This window comes from Streptomyces sp. D2-8 (assembly GCF_023184515.1).
In the GTDB taxonomy this organism is placed as follows: domain Bacteria; phylum Actinomycetota; class Actinomycetes; order Streptomycetales; family Streptomycetaceae; genus Streptomyces.
In genome coordinates, this window is sequence record NZ_JAAHBP010000023.1 from 16334 (window position 1) to 34551 (window position 18218).

The following is an 18218-nucleotide window of genomic DNA, read 5'->3' on the forward strand; positions in this document are numbered from 1 at the left end:
CTGCCCTCATACAGGGGGGCTTACTTGCTGTATGCCTGCTTCCAGCGTGTCCTGTGCTGGGCGTCCCCCTGGCCGGCACCGTTGATCTCCGCGAGCGACATCAAAGAGGCTCCCCCGTTCCACGCCCCGAGGTGATCACGGTGTATGGCGAGGATCCCGTGCTGTACCGCGAACTTCTCCGACGGACGGCTGAACCGGGTGGTCGTCACGAAGACGGCCAGATCGGCACCAAAATGCACCCGGGCTCCCAGCAGGTCCCGCAGTTCGCGGCTCGCGATCGTGTTGGTCGGTGCGTACCGCTTGCACTGGATCACCATGCTGCGGCCGTCCGGAAGACGGCCGAGGACGTCGGCTCCGTTGTCGTTCGCGCCGCCCACCCGGCGTACCTCGACGCACCCGTCTCGTCGGCAGAGGTTCGCGACCAGTTCCTCGAACTCCATACCGGTCATCGCGTCCACTTCGGTCAGCGTCCGTCGACCGGCATCGATCAGATCGGCCTGACGCCATAGGTGGTCCCTCTGGCGTACCAGCCGGTCAGTGCGCCACAGCCACCAAGCGGCCGTTCCCACGCCGCCCAGCAACAGGGCCCCGGTGACGTAGGGCCAGACCATCGACCAGAACATCACCAGGAGGACCACCAAGGCGGCCCCACACGCCGATGCCCGCTTCAGCCGGACCACCCTCCGCTTACGTGCAACCGCACCTTGTCCACGCCGAGCCGCCATGCGAGCCTCCCGTCCCCAGCGCACCTCGGTGCGGCAGTCTGGCCGACGAGGGCCGACCCGAGTAGAGCGCGGGGTCGGCCATTGGCCGGATCAGCGGCGTGACCGGGCCGATACTGGGGCGATGGCCAGCATCTACAGAAGTGCTGCTGCCCGTAGCGAGGTTGGCATGTGGTGCGCTGATCGAGCTCACGCGGTGCCGGTGCCGCACCGGATCAAGGCACTGGCGTGGGCAAGGTGAAGCCTCGTCCATGGCCGCGGTGCCCCCGGCTCCAGCCCGCTGACGCCACTCACGCTGCGGCGGGGAGCTGCGTTCGCGCTTCTGTGTCGCAGTGCAGTCTGGCTGCTACGGCCAGGGCTTGTGTGAGCATCACGTTCCGGGTGATCGAGTTACGACGACGCCGCCTGGCACAACGGCAGGGTTCCCAGCAGTATCACCTTGGCGCAGACGAGGCCCGCAGCCCAGCGTCCGGTCCCATCGACTGGTCCGCAGACCCCGGCCAACGGCTGGGTCCGAGGCATCCTTTGCCGCCCTTTGCGGAGTCAGCCCCATCGAGTACTCCTCTGGCCGTCGGAGCACGCGCCGGCTCAACCACGGCGGCGACCGCCAGGCCAACGCGGCCCTGCACCGCATCGTGTTCACCCGCCTGCGCCACGACCCACGCACCCAGGCGTACTACGAACGCCGCACCCAGGAGGGCAAGACCCGACGTGAGATCATCCGATGCCTCAAGCGATATGCAGCCCGCGAGGTCTTCAACCTGGTCAGACCGGTTTCCTGCACCCCCGCGTTATAGGGGCGTCTGTGAGACGTGAGAGGGTCTGGGGCGTGAGTGAGACACCGTCGAACACCCTGCAATACCGCTTTGACGGGCCAGAAGAGGCTCCCGTCCTGATCCTCGGTCCCTCACTGGGTACCACATGGCACAGGTTGTAGAGACCGTCTTCGGGCGTCCATGTCAGTCCAGGGCGGGTGCGTAAGTCCAGGTCAGGGTGTCGCGCTCCGGGGGAGTCGGCGTAGTTGGTGACAGACGTGTGACAGCGCCTGTGACAGGCCGGTGATAGGACATGGCCGCACTGGGGAGCATGCCGGCGGGGCCTCTGCCCGGAGCCACGAGACGCAGCCCTACCGGAGCCCCGGTAGGGCTGCGTCTCGAGCTCGACTGTGCTTGCGCGCATGACGGGCTCGGCTTCTCATGCATTTCGTGTCCCTGTGCTGCGTTCGGCGATGCTGGATTTGCGATTGCAGCCAGCAAGACGGGACCTGTGAGGCCACGCGACCCCGCGGGGAAACCGGGCGGGCGGATGTGCGACGTGGTGGCCATCGTTGGTGCTGCGCCCCGTGATGAAACCGGACTTGGTCGTACGTGCCGGGCGTTCTGCGGGAACAGGGCACAATGGTCGGCATGCGGCGGCTGGGGGAGCGGCTCTGGGGGCGTCGTGAAGTTCAGAAAGCGAACGCTGGAAAGGCTTGGCGACCTCATTTGCGGGAACCTCGGTGCGGCTGATCCTCAGGTTGGTGCCGAGCCTGCATATTTCCCGTATCGCTCAAGCAGTTACATCACCGAGTTCTTCGCGGAACTCGACATGGAGTGGGAGCACGACGGTTCGACGCGGCATCGCTGGGTTGCGGGGGTGCTGGAACAATTGCTGGGGAGAGCCGCACGAGGGGTCTTCACACCCACAGGAGTCCTTCTGCAGGGTGATCGACCACTTGATGAATCCGGCGGATGCCCTCAACGAGGGTCTCGACCGGCCCGATGCCCTGCGCTTGCTGAACGCTCGCCCGGGAAGGTTTCGAAGCCTTCTATGGGGAGGACAAGCACTGCTACCTGCGGAACGAACACCGCCTCGATGTTGGCCGAGAATCCGCATCGTCCGCTGAGCGTCGCCGAGATGCAGCGGCGTGCAGCACTTGCCGCGTTCTTGGAAACGTGCAGTGAGGATGCGCTCATTGAGGAAATATTGCTGCCACTGTTCCGGCAGCTGGGTTTTCACCGGATCACTGCGGCTGGGCACCGGGACAAGGCGCTGGAGTACGGCAAGGACATCTGGATGCGTTACACCCTGCCGAGCCAGCACTTCCTGTACTTCGGCATTCAGGTGAAGCGCGGGAAACTGGACGCTACCGGAAAGTCCAGGGCGGGAAATGCCAACATCGCTGAGATTCACAATCAGGCCCTGATGACGCTGGCGCACGAGATCTTCGACCCCGAGACCAGCCGGCGTGTCCTTGTCGACCATGCGTTCACCGTGGCTGGCGGGGAGATCACCAAGGCTGCACGCAACTGGCTGGGCAACGCGTTGGACGCGGCGAAGCGGAGTCAGATCATGTTCATGGATCGCGACGACATCCTGAACCAGTTCGTGGTGACCAACCTGCCGCTGCAGCATGGCCTGCAGACGCTGACTGCGGCGGCCGTGCCGGAAGGTGAGCCCGCCGACCTGCTGCTCGGCGAAGGTGGCCTTCGGACACGCGGGCGCACTGCAGCGGAAGCGCCGTACCAGCCACCCCGTCCAGTTCGCGGAACAGCACATCGTCCAGATCCACCTCGGCCACGAAGACAGATCTTCGGTGCAAAGGCGCCCTTGCGCAGACAGAGCGTCGAAGGCGACCGCGGGTGGCTGGTCGTTTGTGAACGGGATCGGGTGTGACCGGCCGGCGGTGGCGACGGGGTTGTCGCTGTTGTTCAGCTCGGGCGCAGTGGAGGGCCAGGTGAACCGGATCAAGATGCTCAAGCGGCAGATGTTAGGCCGTGCGGGGCTGGACCTGCTGCGCAAACGGGTCCTGCTGGCCGTGTGAGTAGTGCCCGGGCCCTGCGGGGGCGGTGACCGTCCGTCAGCGCAACACGGAAAGTGGTCCAGAACCAAAATTCAGCCGCCGCCGACAGCCTACGTACGCCTTCCACCACCAGCGGTACTAGGTCGACGCGCTCACGTTCGGGAGCCGCGACGCCGGCGGCTTCGGTCTGGACAGCACCGACCCCCCTCATCGGCGCGGCACTGTTCCCCTCAGACCGTGACGAGGCGCTGTTCACGGTCCGCCGGTCGGCCCGTATGGACTCCTCCTCGCCACAGCGTCGCCGGGGAGACCGTCGTACCGAACACGGTTCTCGCTGAACTGGCCGTACGGGCAGGAGACGAGGAGGGCTGCACGGCGGTCGGCGAACTGGTCGTCGACACGCCGCTGGTGCTGCCACGCACCGGTGCCCTGCACCTCCAGGTCCGCGTCGCCGAACTAGACGCCACCAGCCGCCGGCTCCTCACCGTCCACGCCTGAGCAGCCGCATCTGGACGGCCGACTCCGGAGTTCACCCGCCCTTCACTCACTCATGACGGCAACAAAGGGGGCAACAACGACCTGAATCCGAAGAGAAGGAGGCGGATTTGCATCACAAATTGATGTTGATGTGAGGGTTTTGGAGCTGGAAAATGACTGAGTCATGGCAAGTTGCTCCAGTTGAGTACCTTTTGGATCTCTGTACGGTCACCCAGGCACTTCACAGGAAGTGCACAGATGTGATCAAGAGACCGAGGAATCATGGCGACTCACAGTCCCACGCCGGAGGAGCGGGGACGGCTCTGGTCAGGGGAAAGCCTGCGCTGCATAGCGGGCAGCCTCACCCTGGCGTTGACCGTCACCCTGCTCGACGGCGCGACCGCCGCCGCGGTGCCGCGCTCCCAGGCGCCGTCCGCGCCGAAGAAGCCTGCCGTCACCCAAGCAGCGGACTTACCGTCAGCCCGTGTCGCGGCCCGCTTGTCGGGCAAACGCGTCGAAGCGCTGTCAGAGCGGACCGAGACCTCCACGACCTGGGTGAACAAGGACGGCAGCCTCACCACCGAGTTCGCGGCCGGGCCGGTCCGTTTCGAGCGGGACGGCAAGTGGGTCGACGTCGATGTGGAACTGCGTGAATCCGGCTCAGGTGTGGAGCCGGTCGCGCACCCTGAGGGACTGCGGCTCGCGGGCAAGAAAGGTACGCCCGCGACATCACTGACGGCCGCGCGCGAGGCCAAGGCCACCGACCTGGTGACGCTCGGCGAGGGTGGCCAGCAGATCACCCTGCAGTGGAAGGGCGGGCTGCCGAAGCCGAAGCTCGACGGGACGCGGGCTGAGTACGTCGACGCCGTGCCCGGGGCGGACGTGGTCGTCGAGGCGACACGCACCGGCTTCGAGCAGTACGTGGAGCTCAGGCAGCGCCCCACCGGCGACGGCTACTCCTACACGCTGCCGCTGAAGGCCAAGGGGCTGAAGGCGAAGCAACTGAAGGACGGGAGCGTCCAGTTCACCGACCGGAAGAACAAGAAGCGGGCCGTCATGCCCGCTCCGGTGATGTGGGACGCCACCGTCGACAAGCGCTCCGGGGAGCACACCCGCAAGGCCAGGGTCGGCCTGAAGGTCGTCAAGACCCGGGGCGGAGTCGATCTGGTCGTCACCCCGGACGCGAAGTTCCTCGCCGACCCGGACACCAAGTACCCGGTCACTGTCGACCCGTCGACGTCCTCGCTGTCCAACGTCTTCGACACCTACGTCCAGCAGGGCGAGACCGTCGACTGGTCCAACGACACCGAACTGGACTTCGGCAACCCGGGCACGAAGAACGCCGACGGCACGCCGCGCACCGCGCAGTCGTTCATCTCCTGGAACACCTCGCCGGTCCAGGACGCACTGGTGTCCAGTGCCAAGCTGAGTCTGTGGAACTTCCACTCGGGCAACACCGACTGCAAGCCCTACCCCTGGGAGGCGTGGTCCTCCGGAGCGGCGTCCACCTCCAGCCGCTGGACCAACCGTCCGACGATGACGGCGAAGAAGGCCACCTCCACCGAGACCCGCGGCAACCCGGGCTGCAGCACACAGCCGGACGGCTGGATCAACGCCGACGTCACCACGCTGATGCAGGAGTGGGCGTCGGCCAAGGCCACCCGCGGCCATATGGGCATCCGCGCCTCCGACGAGTCGGCGACCGCCCAGTGGAAGCGGGTCAACTCCGCGAACGCGGCCTCTAATCCGCCCAAGCTGGTGGTGAACTACAACTACCGGCCGCGCACGGGCACCAAGCAGGAGGCCGGCCCGCCGTACTTCTCCTACAGCGGCGCCTACGTGGTGAACACCACCACACCCACCCTGCGGGACACCTTCGTCGACGCCGACGGTGACAAGGTCAACGGCACCTTCCAGATCTTCGACAACGCCACGAACACCCAGGTCGGCGATGTCATCGTCTCCAAGTACGTGCCCTCCGGGCAAGTCGCCTCGGTGACCGTGCCCTCCGGCGTGCTGACCAACGGCAAGACCTACAAATTCCGCACCTCGCCCTACGACGGGTCCCATTACAACAACGGCTGGTCGGCCTGGAAGACCTTCACCGTCGACACCACCGCCCCCTCCGCCCCCACTTCCGTCACGTCCACGGACTACCCGACGCCCCAGTGGGTGAAGGGCGCCGGACAAGCCGGCACGTTCACCGTCACCCCCAAGGGCAGCGACCACAACTGGCTGGAGTGGTCGCTGGACGGCATGACCTGGACCAAGGTCGCCACCGGTGGCTCCACCGCCGCCAAGGCCATCGGCATCACCCCGCCCAAGGACGGAACTCACACCCTTCAGGTCCGCCAGGTCGACAAGGGCGACAACAAGTCCGAGGCCGTCGACTACACCTTCCACGCCGGCCCGGGCGGCTTCGTCCGGCCCGACGAGGGGGAGCGCACCGCCCGACGCCTGCCGCTCGTCGCGGAGGCCGACGGTTCGAAGTACGACAAGGTGTCGTTCTCCTGGCGCCGCTCCGAGGCAGACCCGTGGGTGCGGATCCCCGCGGGTGACGTCACTTCGTCCGGCACTGCGCTGACCGCCTGGCCGGTGGCTCTCACGGCCGGCCGGAACGATCAGCTGGTGTGGGACGCGACCACCACGGTCGACCCGGACGGCACCGTCCAGATCAAGGCCGACTTCACCGGGCCCGACAACGCGTCGGGCAGTACCCAGCCGCTGTCCGTGGTCGTCGACCGCAACGCCTCCGGGGCAGCGACCGACGAGATCGGCCCCGGCTCGCTGAACCTGCTGACCGGTGACTACAGCCTGTCCGCCACCGACACCTCGCACTTCGACCTGTCGGTGACCCGCACCGCGTCCTCCCGGAGACCGGACGCCGGAGGACAGCAGACCGGCCAGGTGGCCATCTTCGGCAAGGAGTGGGTGTCGGGTACGGCCGCCGAGGCCACCGACTCCGACTACTCGCACCTGCGGAGGATTTCCGACACGGCCGTGGCCGTGGTGGACCTCGAGGGCGAGGAGATCTCCTTCACCGCGAACGCCGCGAAGACCGGCTGGATACCGGAGCCCGGTTCGGAGGAGCTGACCCTCAAGGGCAGTGTGAGCAGCACCTTCACACTCTCCGACACCGAGGGCACGGTCACCGAGTTCACCAAGCCGGACCCTGCCGCGACGACCTGGCAGGTCTCCAGCGCCCTGATGGACGGCCTGGCGCAGACCTCCACGACCGTGGTCTCCGAGACGGTGAACGTCGTCGGCAAGACGCTGGCCCGACCCAAGCGGGTCATCGCGCCGACGTCGGCCGTGTCCGCCGCGACCTGCACGGCCACCCCGGCCACGAAGGGCTGCCGCGCGCTGGAGTTCGTCTACGCGAGCACCACCACCGCCAACGCCTCCACGCTCGGCGACTTCACCGGCCAGGTCAAGGAGATCCGTCTCTGGTCGACCGACCCCGGCGCGGCATCGGCGACATCCAAGGTCGTGCAGACCTACCGGTACGACGAGGCCGGCCGGCTGACCGAGACGTGGAACCCGCTGATCAGCCCCGCGCTGAAGACGCAGTACGTCTACGACACCGCGGGCCGCGTCACCCAGGTCACCCCGCCGGGTCAGCTTCCGTGGACCTTCACCTACGGCAAGGCCGGCTCCGGCAGCGCGGCCGGTGACGGCATGCTGCTGAAGGCGACGCGGCCGGCGCTGCGGCAGGGCACCCTCGACGTGGTCGAAGGGACCGCCGCGACTAGCGTCGTCTACGACGTTCCCCTGACCGGCGGCACCGCCCCGCACAAGATGGGCGCCGCCGACGTCAAGGCATGGGGCCAGTCGGACGCCCCGACCGACGCGACCGCCGTGTTCCCCGCCGACGCCGTCCCGGCGTCGAACGCGGGCAGCGGCCTGTCCGCCACGTCCTACACGCGCGCCGACGTCACGTACATGGGTGTCTCGGGCCGCGCGGTGAACGCCGCGACGCCCGGCGGACACATCACGACGACCGAGTACGACCGCTTCGGCAACACCGTCCGCGAGCTGACGGCGGCCAACCGGGCCGTGGCGCTCGGCACGACCGCCGCGGACCGTGCCATGCAGGCCGAGCTGGGCATCGCCTCCCTGGCCTCGTCCGAGCGCGCCGACCTGCTCACCACCAAGTCCGTCTACAACGACAACGGCACGCGTGAGCTGGAGGAGTTCGGCCCGCTGCGGCGCGTCGACCTGACCGCGGACCTGAAGTCCGGCACGACCACCCTGGTGGCGGCCGACTCGCCCGTCACCGCCCGCAGCTGGACGGTCAACGAGTACGACGCGGGCCGGCCGACCGACGGCACCGCCAAGGTGAAGGACCAGGTCACCAAGGTCACCACCGGCGCCCAGGTCCGTGAGCACCCCGGTGTGCACGGCGAGACCAGGGTCGTGCAGACCGCGTACGACTGGGCCAAGGGCCTGCCGGTGAAGTCGGTCCAGGACCCGGGCGGCCTCGCGATCACCACCACGACCGAGTACGACGCGCTGGGCCGTGTGGCCAAGACGTACAACACGGGCAGCACGGGCGCCGACGCGGGCACCGTGGTGACCACGTACTGGTCCGCGACCGGCACCGGCACGTGCGCCGGCCGTCCGGAGTGGGCCGACCTGGTGTGCTCCACCGGACCCGGTGGCGCCATCACCGGAGGCGGCAGCAACCCGGGGCAACTCCCCACGACGAGCACCCAGTACGACTGGTGGGGCAACGCCACGGTCGGCACCGACACCGCAGGCGGCGTCACGCGGACCACGACCACCAGCTACGACGCGGCGGGCCGCCCCGAGACCGTGAAGGTCACCGGCGGCACCGGCCAAGCCGTCCCGGAGACCACCACGGCGTACGACCCGGCCACCGGGCAGGAGATCCGCACGACGTCGCCGACCGGCGGCACCATCACGCAGGTCTACGACAAGCTCGGCCGAGCCGCCTCGTACACGGACGCCGACGGCGGCAGGACCACGACCGAATACGATGCGCTGGACCGTCCGGTCAAGGTCAGCGACACCGCCCCGTCCACCGTCACCTTCACCTACGACCACACCGCCGAGCCGCGCGGCATGGCCACTAGGGCGACGGACTCCGTCGCGGGTGTCTTCCAGGCGACGTACGACGCGGACGGCTCGGTCGCCACGGAGAAGCTGCCCGGCGGCTACACCCTCACCCAGACCGAGGACACCACCGGCGCTCCGGTCGATCGCACGTACACCCGTGACAGCGACGGCACCGTGGTGATGTCCGACGCGGTCACCGAGTCCGTGCAGGGCCAGACGACCAGTCACGCCGGCTGGTCGGACCAGACCTACCGCTATGACGCCGCCGGACGCCTCACCCAGGTCGACGACACGGTGGAGACGGTCTGCACCCGGCGCACCTATGGCTTCGACAAGCACGCCAACCGCACGTCCCTGACCACGGCCGCCGCGGCCCCCGGTCTGGACTGCCCCACCTCCGGAGGAACCAGCAAGACCTCGACGTTCGACAGTGCCGACCGCATCACCGACGCGGGTTACGTGTACGACGCGTTCGGCCGCACCAGCGCCCTGCCGGGCGGCGTGAAAGTCGGCTACTACACCAACGATCTCGCCCACCAGCAGACCAGCGGCACCAAGCGCCAGACCTGGACCCTCGACGCGGCACTGCGCTTCCGCGCGTGGACCGTGGAGACCAACAGCGGCGGAACCTGGTCGCCCACTGAGAACAAGCTCAACCACTACGACGGCGACAACGACAATCCGCGCTGGATCGTCGAGAACACCGCCACCGGTGCCCTGACCCGCAACGTGGACTCCCTGTCCGGGAACCTCGGCGCGGTCACCAGCGCCACCGGTGACACGGTGCTCCAGTTCACCGACATCCACGGCGACGTGGCGCTCCAGCTCCCGCTCAACGCCGGCGAGGCGCCGGTCGTCCTCGACACCGACGAGTACGGCAACCCGCGCGACCGTCAGCAGGCCGTGCGCTACGGCTGGCTGGGCGGAAAGCAGCGCTCCAGCGAGACAGTGGCCGGCTACACCCTCATGGGCGTACGCCAGTACAACCCCGCCACCGGCCGCTTCCTGTCCGTCGACCCCCAGCACGGCGGCAACGCCAACGCCTACGAGTACTGCTCGGCCGACCCGGTCAACTGCTTCGACCTCGACGGCAAATGGGGCTGGAGGAAGATCTTCAAGAGGGCCAAACGCTGGGCCTGGCGCAACAAGTGGGACATCGCGCTCACCGCGGCCGGCTTCATCCCCGGCCTCGGTGCCGCCGCCTGGGGCTACCGCGCCTACCGCGGCTACCGCGCCCTGCGAGCAGCCCGCACCATCGCCCGCAGCTGCCGCCGGAACTCCTTCCTGCCCGAGACGCCGGTCGTCATGGCCGACGGCAGCACCAAGCCGATCAGCCAGGTGGAGGTCGGAGACCTGGTCCAGGCGGTGGACGAGATCACCGGTGAGACCACGATTTCCCCGGTCTCAGACGTGATCACTGGTCACGGCACCAAGGACCTCGTCACCTTGTCCGTGGATGCGGACGGCGACGGCACGTCGAAGAAGATCACCGCGACCGCCAACCACCCGTTCTTCGTCCAGGGCCGCGGATGGGTCGACGCGGTCCAGCTGAACCCGGGCTCACGCCTGTCCAGCCCCAGCGGGACCGCACCGAAGGTCACGGCCACCAGCCGCACGCAGGTGGTCCGCACCGTCTTCAACCTGACCGTCGCCGGCACCCACACGTATTACGTGGTGGCCGACGGCCGGTCGGCGCTGGTCCACAACTGCGCCCGCCGGATTCCCAAGAAGCGAGGCTGGAAGGACCTGCGGACGCCGACGAAGTTCAAGTCGAAGGCGCAGGCCATAGCAGCTGCTCGGCGCGATGCCCGAATGGGTGGTCGCTGCCGATACCGTGGAGTGTGCTCCTCAGGCAATCACGTCCACGTGGACTACTTCAACAGACGTGGGCAAATCTCGCACACCCGCCACTACAACTGGTGACGGGACGACACGGCCAGAGATCGGCCGGAGAACCAAGGAATCGGTATCGAGCACATGAGTATCCCTGCCGCGCTGAACGAGCTCGTGGCTGCCTTGAAGGAACATGCCGAGGTGATGTCCGGACAGGACGTCGCGCCAAGGAGGGCTGTCGAGGTCAATGAACGGGTACGTGTCGCTGCGGCGCGCTACTCCGACGCGACCTTCGAATCATCGGGTTGGGGGAGTCCGTTCTCCGATCTGTTCGAGGACGAGGAACTGGCCGAGGACACGGAAGAGAACAAGTCCGATGACGGCTCAATACCCGCAGACGCCGAGCGCATCAGCATCACAGGCCGCTGGGACTTCGTCGTGACGGACCAGGAGGCATGGTTTGCGCACGTAGTCCAAGAACTGGACGATCTCGGTGCCGGCGACTGCGTCGTGGAACTGAACAGCGCTGCTCAGGCGATGCATGAGCTTCTCTCTCACGATGAGCCCTTCAGCGGCTACACACGCCATGGCCTCGCCGACGGCGGTCAGGAGTGGGTGATCGAGCAGATCCCGAAGACACTGTCCGAAACGTCGGATGAGGAGCATCGAGCCTGAATCGCGTCAGACGTCGACACCGTTGAAGCACGAAGGTCTTGACGTAAGAAGCGGACGATGAACGTCGGGGCGGCCAGGAGGTCTTGGCCGCCCCGACCCATGCCGCGGACAGTGCCCGGTTGACGGTTCGCCGCGCTGGGGTGAGGCCACGGCCCGGCGGGCGTGTGCCGGGAGTTGTCACCCTTGGGCCGGGGAGTGCGGGCCGCAGTGAGGACGTGGGGGCACGGCCAGGAATGTGTCGAGCAACACAGCAGATGCCGGGCAGGATCGGCCATGACTCCAAGGTTGCACCTGGCGGCCGAGCAGGCGCAGAAGGCGGTGCGGCTGTGCTGCGGCCGCTTCGTCACGGGCTGGAGTGGATATGAGTGGAATGAGCGCCAAGACTCGATCAAGGACCTCGTAGTTGCTTACGCAGTCCTGGCCGACGCGAGCAACGTTTGTGATGCCGTCGACGAGGTGGTAGTGGCTGCAGACAGCTGGAAATCGGCCATCGAACTCATACGAGTCTGCGGCTACCGGAAGATTCCCGTTCGGCCCGCCCGCAGCACCATCGGCGACGACGCAGTGGAAGCGGCGTTCGCGATGCCCGGCACAGTCTTCGGCAAGCGCTTCGGAAGCGAAGCACCGTGGGCCCTGGTCTCCCACGGCGAAAAGGGCTGAATCCATGACGGTAGACACCAACTTGGAGCAATTGATCGCCGCTCTGCGACAGCACGCCCGGTTGATGACCGGGCCGGGGTCGGCGGGAGAAGCGGGCATCGATGCCTTTGATGCGTTGCGGTCGGCAGCGGTCTCCTACGGCAGATCTGTTACGGGAGACGACTGGCTGGGACAGCCCTTTCGACGAGCTGGAAGAAGTCGAGGGACTCGTTGTCGTCGGCGAAGCGGAGCAGCCTGCGGAATCCGACCGTTCGGATGAGCTGGGTCCCGGTCTCCCACCGCGGAAGAGGCTGAACCTGTAACGGATCACACCGCCTTCAAGCTGTTGACCGCCGCTCCGACAGCGACGGTCGCGGAACCGCCCGCATCGACAACCCGGTCGTCGCCACGGTCTCGAAGGCCGCCGTTATCTGTGCGGAGACCCTGAAGCCCAGCATTGTCGCCCTCCACCACCAAGCAGCGGCGGCTTGGATAGAGTGCGGGAGCGCTCCGACTGCCGGAGCTCAACCGCGCCGCAACAGAACGCGCCGAGCGCTGCAGCCTCACCCCACGGTGTGTCGCCGCGTTCGCAAGCCTTCCGCCGGCGCACGTATGCGGCCGGGGCCGCGATCCGAATGGGGTGGGAATGACCAAGCACAGGCTGTCCAGGAGAGGCCGTTACATCGCGTGGGCCACGACAGGCGTCGTCGTGGTCGCCGGTGCCGGGATCGCGGCGCAGACCTCCATGGCCGCCTCGAGCTGGCCGACGCAGAAGACGTACACGGGCCGGGCGTTCGACACCTGCACGGCGCCCTCCCTCGCCGCGATGAGGGCGTGGAAGACCGGCTTCTACGGCGCCGCCGCGGTCTACATCGGCGGCAAGAACCGCGGCTGCGCCCAGCCCAACCTCACCGCGTCCTGGGTGAAGTCGGTCAGCGCCACCGGCTGGAAGCTCATCCCGCTCTACGTCGGCGCCCAGCCGCCCTGCCAGACCAGCAGAAACCCGGAGAGGTTCACCGCCACCACGGCAGCCGCCGTCGGCAAGAGCAACGCCGAGGACGCCGTCGCGAAGGCGTCCGCGCTCGGCATGAAGCCAGGCAGCCCCATCTACCTCAACATGGAGTCGTACGACATCACGAACAAGGCGTGCAACGACGCCGCGCTGACGTACGTGCGCTCCTTCACCAAGACCCTGCGAGCCAAGACCTACCGCGCCGGGCTCTACGGATTCAGCAGCTCCAGCGCCAAGGCCGTCGCCACCGCCGGCGACCGGACCGACCTGCCCGGCAACCTCTGGTACGCGCTGTGGAACAACAAGAACACCACCACCGCTGACTGGCCCTGGGACCCCAAGCTCTACACCAACCACAGCCGCTCCCACCAGTACATGGTCAACAGCAAGGAGACCCGCGGCGGCCACACCATCACCGTCGACCGCAACGCCTGGGACGCCCCGGTGGCCATCACCGGATAGAGGGCCGGATAGGCCGTGATACCCGGGCACCAAGGCGCCTGGGAGTCATCCTGCCTCGGCAAGTGCAAGGTGGCGAAGAAGGGCTTCCCGGCACAGACTATGTCCAAGAGTGCTGAGCCCTCCGGCCCGTTTTTCATGGACACCACCGTCAACACCGCTGCCGCCAAGCAGCGGGGAACCGGCCGCAGCGTCGCCACCCTGGACGTCCACCAACCGCAGTGAGCGGCGCCGTCAGAGCTGACGAAGCTTTCTACCGTGGTCCTCCGCTGTGACAATGCATTGCCCGGCGCTCCCCCGATAGGTCGGTTGCGTAAACGTGCAGGGTGCGCCGGTGATCAGCTACAGCCTGAACGGGCCATGGCCGGAGGTCGCCACGGGACGATCCGGTGCCGTGCCCGGTGTGCGGTCAGCCGACGGGGCGGGTGCATGGTTTCCCCGGGCGGGTGGTCGCGGACGTGCCGGTGGACGGACGGCGGGTCGTGGCGTCGGTGCGGGTCCGGCGCCTGGTCTGTCCGGTGCTCGGCTGCCCGCAGCAGACGTTTCGTGAGCAGGTTCCCGGCATCGTGGAGTGCTACCAGCGTCGCACCAACTGCCCGGCCGACCAACTCGGTTGCGCAGTCTAGGAGTTAGCGGGCCGGGCGGGCGCCCGTCTCTCCCGCGCGATCTCCCGCTCGACCGAACTTCACATGCTCATGACACTCCGGTCTGGACCGGCAGCAAGACCTGGGTCAAGGGCGAGTTCCACACGGTGACCGCGACCTCGAAGATCAAGTGGACGAAGGGGACGGACCGCAGTGCCATCTCTCCCCTCTGGACCGTCAAGGGCGCGGCCAACGGAGCGACCACGGTGAACTCCGTCGACGTCGAGAAGCAGGAACTGGACGTCCGCTGCGACGTCGAGGTGGGACCACACCCGGCTGTGTCTTCAGCCGCTACAAGCCGACGTACGTCATGAACTCCAAGAAGTTCCCGGCGGCCGCCGCGCACGCGTGGCTGATCCAGAACAAGCTCCCCGGCCACTACGGTCTGCGGGGCAACACCCCGCTGACCAGGCCGGGGAAGCGGCCGGCTGCACCGGACTTCGTCAAGCGGGTCTTCACCGCCGAGGAACCCGACCTCGTATGGGCGGGTGACATGACGGAGATCGTCGCCGAGGCGGGCAAGCTGTACCTCGCCACGGTCATCGACCTGTTCTCCTGGCGCCTGCTCGGCTACGCGATGGGCGCCCACCACGACGCGGACCTGGTCGTGGCCGCGCTGAACATGGCAGCAGCCACCCGCGGCGGTGACGTCCGTGGCGTGATCTTCCACTCGGACCGCGGGAGCGAGTACGGCTCACGGAAGTTCGTCCGCGCCTGCCGCCGGCTGGGAGTGACATGGTCCGTGGCCCGAGTCGGCTCGTGCTTCGACAACGCCGTGAGCGGGGCGTTCAACAGCGTCCCCAAGGTCGAATACATCCACCGTCACACATTCCGCACCCGCATCGAGGCCCGAATCAGGATCGCCACCTGGATCACCGACTTCTACAACACCCGCCGATTACGCAGCGTGTGTGGATTCAAGAGCCCGATCGACTACGAGAACGAGTACCGGGCCAGCCTCACCATGAGACTGGCTGCATAGGAAGGACTCCACAGTCCGAGGGGATTGGCAACGACGTCGGTCCCCGGGTCGCAGCTCTTGCCGCTGGCGACCTCTGATCGCGCTGCTTGCCTTCGTGTGCTGTTGTGCTCGGTCGGGATAAGTTCGGGGTGTTGAGTGAAGGGGATTGAGCATGTTCTGCGGTTCCTGATTGGTAGCGAGATGAGGGGCGGGAGGATGAGCGGGCGCTGTCCCGGGCCCGGGGTCTGACTCATGATTTCTCTGACCGAAGTGTCTCGATCACACGGTGTCGGCCGTTGGCCGGGGATGGTGCGTTGCCGGTGCCGGGCCGGCGGGGTGTGTCCCGATAGGGGCCTGTCGACAGTTGTGGCGTCCTCACGATTCTGACCGTCTGACGCGGCCCGGTACCGCAACGCGACGTGGTATCGGACGGGAGGAGAGGAACGGGCATGTCCGGTTCGACCGTGCCCAGTACGTCGCCTGCTCCCAAGACCGGCCGCCGTCGCCCGGCAGGGGAGGTGGTTCTGGGAGTGGATACGCACCGGGATGCCCACGTAGCCTCGGTGCTCTCCGTGACAGGGGCAGTCCTTGCCACCGACGAGTTCCCGGCCACCGCGGCTGGCTACCGCGATCTGCTGAAGCGCGCCAGGAAGTGCGGAACCGTGATGCGGGCCGGAGTGGAGGGGACCGGCTCATACGGAGCGTCATTGTCCCGCTATCTGCTGGCCCAGGGCATAGACGTGTTCGACGTGAATCGAATGGACCGTGCGGATCGTCGTCGGCGCGGCAAGTCGGATCCGCTCGATGCCCAGAACGCGGCGCGATCCGTGTTGAGCGGGCGGGCCCGTGCCCGGGCCAAATCGGGCGACGGGCCGGTGCAGATCGGCAGGATGTACAAGCTCACGAAGGCGTCGGCTGTCAAAGCTCGCACGCAGGCCATCAACCAGTTCAAAGCCGTACTCGTCACTGCCGATCCCGTCTTGCGGGAGGAACTGGCCGGACTGGGCAATGCCGCACTCTTGCGTACCTGTGCGCGGTTCGCGGGCGCGAGCCGTTGCGAGGCGGCCAGCGAGGAGTCGGTGGTGCAGGCCACTAGGATCACGCTGGGCCTGCTGGCTCAACGGATCGGCCGGCTCTCCGAGGAGATCCGGGACGTTGAGGCTCGTCTGACCCGGCTCGTGGAAGGGCACGCCCCGCAGCTGCTCGACGTGGTGGGGATCGGTCCGGACACGGCGGTCGCTCTGCTGATCACGGTGGGGGACAACCCGGAGCGGCTGGACAGTGAGGCGTCGTTCGCCGCGCTGTGCGGTGTCAGCCCGGTCGAGCGTTCCTCGGGTCGGCGAAACTACCGTCGCCTCAACCGCGGCGGCGACCGGCAGGCCAACGCCGCGCTCCATCGCATCGTGTTCACGCGCTTGCGGGTCGACCCGCGCACCCAGGACTACTGCGAGCGCCGGATCAAGGAGGGCAAGGCCCGGCGCGAAATCGTCCGCTGCCTCAAACGCTATGCGGCCGGGGAGGTCTTCCACCTGCTAGGACAGCTACAGCCAGGACCCCGCTCATAGGGGCTGTCGTGACAGATGAGAGGCTCAGACGGGTGAGCGAGACACCACCGAACACCCTGCAATACCGCTTTGACGGGCCAGAAGAGGCTCCCGTCCTGATCCTCGGTCCCTCACTGGGTACCACATGGCACATGTGGGACCGCCAGATCCCCGAGCTGACCAAGCAGTGGCGCGTCTTCCGGTTCGACCTGCCCGGCCACGGCGGTGCCCCCGCGTACCCGGCGGGCTCGGTGGGTGACCTCACGACGCGGCTGCTGGCCACCCTCGAAGGGCTCGGCGTGCAGCGCTTCGGCTACGCGGGCTGCGCGCTCGGCGGCGCTGTCGGCATCGAGCTGGCCCTGCGCCACCCGGAGCGGCTCGCCTCGCTCGCGCTGATCGCCGCCTCACCCCGCTTCGGCACGGCCGACGAGTTCCGGCAGAGAGGCGTGATCGTCCGCACGAACGGCCTCGACCCCATCGCCCGTACCGCGCCCGAGCGCTGGTTCACCGGCGGGTTCGCCGCCGCGCAGCCCGCGATCACCGAGTGGGCCGTGCAGATGGTGCGCACCACCGACCCCGGCTGCTACATCGCCTCCTGCGAGGCGCTCGCCTCGTTCGACGTCCGCCCGGAGCTCGGGCGGGTCGGCGTACCGACCCTGGTCCTGGTCGGTTCGGACGACCAGGTCACCGGCCCGGCGGAGGCCCGCACGCTGGTCGCCGGCATCCCGGACGCCCGCCTCGCCGTCGTCCCCGGTGCCTCCCACCTGGTCCCGGTGGAGCAGCCCGCGGCGGTCACCGACCTGCTGGTGCGGCACTTCTCCACCGCCTGGCAGCCCGCCTTCGAGACCTCCACCGGCCAGACGGCCCTGCCCCCCGCCGCCCTCAAGCCGGTCCTGTCTCCCGCCTCGCCGCAGCCCCTGCAGACCGGGCCCGTCGCCGAGATCGCCCCGGTCGCCGTACCGCCGCAGGCCCAGGGGCGCCCCGACCCGTACGACGCCGGGATCAAGGTCCGCCGCGAGGTGCTGGGCGACGCGCACGTGGACCGGGCGCTGGCCCAGGCCGACGAGTTCTCCGGGGACTTCCAGGAGTTCATCACCCGCTACGCCTGGGGCGAGGTCTGGGACCGCCCCGGCCTCGACCGGCGCACCCGCAGCTGCGTCACCCTCACCGCCCTGGTCGCGGGCGGCCACCTGGACGAGCTGGCCTTCCACACCAGAGCCGCCCTGCGCAACGGCCTCACCCCGGGCGAGATCAAGGAAGTGCTGCTCCAGGCGGCCGTCTACTGCGGTGTCCCGGCGGCGAACAGTGCGTTCAAGGTGGCCCAGCAGGTCATCCGCGAGGAGACCACGCCCCAGGAGTGAGCCCGCGGGAGAGCGCGGAGGCAGGATGGA

The 18218-nt window shown here is 67.9% G+C and carries 13 protein-coding genes and 3 pseudogenes; 15 read left to right on the plus strand and 1 reads right to left on the minus strand.

Going from position 1 to position 18218, the window contains the following annotated elements; all coding sequences use genetic code 11:
- Positions 1-20: 20 nt before the first annotated feature.
- A complete protein-coding gene (locus G3I77_RS32340) occupies positions 21-638 on the minus strand; it encodes a restriction endonuclease (RefSeq protein WP_248509581.1) in 618 nt (205 codons plus the stop codon).
- A gap of 596 nt (positions 639-1234) precedes the next feature.
- Between G3I77_RS32340 and G3I77_RS32345 the strand changes: the two are divergent.
- The 15 genes and pseudogenes from G3I77_RS32345 to pcaC form a co-directional block, all read left to right on the plus strand.
- Positions 1235-1519, plus strand: a pseudogene (locus tag G3I77_RS32345) (transposase); the annotation flags it as partial.
- A 32-nt stretch (positions 1520-1551) separates the two neighbouring features.
- Positions 1552-1650: pseudogene (locus G3I77_RS41315) on the plus strand (3-oxoadipate enol-lactone hydrolase); the annotation flags it as partial.
- 512 nt (positions 1651-2162) lie between these two features.
- Positions 2163-3377, plus strand: coding sequence for a hypothetical protein (locus G3I77_RS32350; protein ID WP_248509345.1), 1215 nt, complete (start codon positions 2163-2165; stop codon positions 3375-3377).
- Positions 3358-3525 (plus strand): hypothetical protein, encoded by a 168-nt coding sequence (locus G3I77_RS32355; protein WP_248509602.1) that lies wholly within the window; start codon positions 3358-3360, stop codon positions 3523-3525. The genes G3I77_RS32350 and G3I77_RS32355 overlap by 20 nt, the downstream gene beginning before the upstream one ends.
- 216 nt (positions 3526-3741) lie before the next feature.
- The gene (locus G3I77_RS32360; protein WP_248509346.1) at positions 3742-4002 is read left to right on the plus strand and encodes a hypothetical protein; all 261 of its coding nucleotides are present in this window, start codon (positions 3742-3744) and stop codon (positions 4000-4002) included.
- A gap of 351 nt (positions 4003-4353) precedes the next feature.
- Positions 4354-10983 (plus strand): polymorphic toxin-type HINT domain-containing protein, encoded by a 6630-nt coding sequence (locus G3I77_RS32365; RefSeq protein WP_374387716.1) that lies wholly within the window; start codon positions 4354-4356, stop codon positions 10981-10983.
- A gap of 54 nt (positions 10984-11037) precedes the next feature.
- Positions 11038-11568 carry a hypothetical protein gene (locus tag G3I77_RS32370; protein ID WP_248509356.1) on the plus strand — a complete coding sequence of 177 codons (531 nt, stop codon included), beginning with the start codon at positions 11038-11040 and terminating at the stop codon, positions 11566-11568.
- 285 nt (positions 11569-11853) lie between these two features.
- On the plus strand, positions 11854-12228 hold the full coding sequence (locus G3I77_RS32375) for a hypothetical protein (protein WP_248509357.1): 375 nt from the start codon (positions 11854-11856) through the stop codon (positions 12226-12228).
- Positions 12229-12853: 625 nt separating this feature from the next.
- The gene (locus tag G3I77_RS32380) at positions 12854-13681 is read left to right on the plus strand and encodes a glycoside hydrolase domain-containing protein (protein WP_248509359.1); all 828 of its coding nucleotides are present in this window, start codon (positions 12854-12856) and stop codon (positions 13679-13681) included.
- Positions 13682-13780: 99 nt separating this feature from the next.
- A complete protein-coding gene (locus G3I77_RS40730) occupies positions 13781-13903 on the plus strand; it encodes a hypothetical protein (RefSeq protein WP_282574233.1) in 123 nt (40 codons plus the stop codon).
- Positions 13904-14055: 152 nt separating this feature from the next.
- Positions 14056-14301: pseudogene (locus G3I77_RS32385) on the plus strand (transposase family protein); the annotation flags it as partial.
- Positions 14302-14429: 128 nt separating this feature from the next.
- Entirely contained in the window at positions 14430-14636 is a 207-nt protein-coding gene (locus G3I77_RS32390) for a hypothetical protein (protein ID WP_248509361.1), read from the plus strand.
- Positions 14633-15304 (plus strand): IS3 family transposase, encoded by a 672-nt coding sequence (locus tag G3I77_RS32395; RefSeq protein ID WP_248509363.1) that lies wholly within the window; start codon positions 14633-14635, stop codon positions 15302-15304. Before G3I77_RS32390 ends, G3I77_RS32395 begins: the two co-directional genes overlap by 4 nt.
- Positions 15305-15732: 428 nt before the next feature.
- Positions 15733-16848 (plus strand): IS110 family transposase, encoded by a 1116-nt coding sequence (locus G3I77_RS32400; RefSeq protein WP_248509366.1) that lies wholly within the window; start codon positions 15733-15735, stop codon positions 16846-16848.
- Between the two features lie 32 nt (positions 16849-16880).
- Positions 16881-18188: a 4-carboxymuconolactone decarboxylase gene (gene pcaC / locus G3I77_RS32405; RefSeq protein ID WP_248509368.1), complete on the plus strand. Its 1308-nt coding sequence runs from the start codon at positions 16881-16883 to the stop codon at positions 18186-18188.
- Positions 18189-18218 lie beyond the last annotated feature (30 nt).

Excerpts from the sequence above, each read along its gene's own strand:
- G3I77_RS32370 (WP_248509356.1), top strand. The coding sequence starts at position 11,038 with ATGAGTATCCCTGCCGCGCTGAACGAGCTCGTGGCTGCCTTGAAGGAA.
- G3I77_RS32380 (WP_248509359.1), top strand. The coding sequence starts at position 12,854 with ATGACCAAGCACAGGCTGTCCAGGAGAGGCCGTTACATCGCGTGGGCC.
- G3I77_RS40730 (WP_282574233.1), top strand. The coding sequence starts at position 13,781 with ATGTCCAAGAGTGCTGAGCCCTCCGGCCCGTTTTTCATGGACACCACC.
- G3I77_RS32395 (WP_248509363.1), top strand. The coding sequence starts at position 14,633 with ATGAACTCCAAGAAGTTCCCGGCGGCCGCCGCGCACGCGTGGCTGATC.
- G3I77_RS32400 (WP_248509366.1), top strand. The coding sequence starts at position 15,733 with ATGTCCGGTTCGACCGTGCCCAGTACGTCGCCTGCTCCCAAGACCGGC.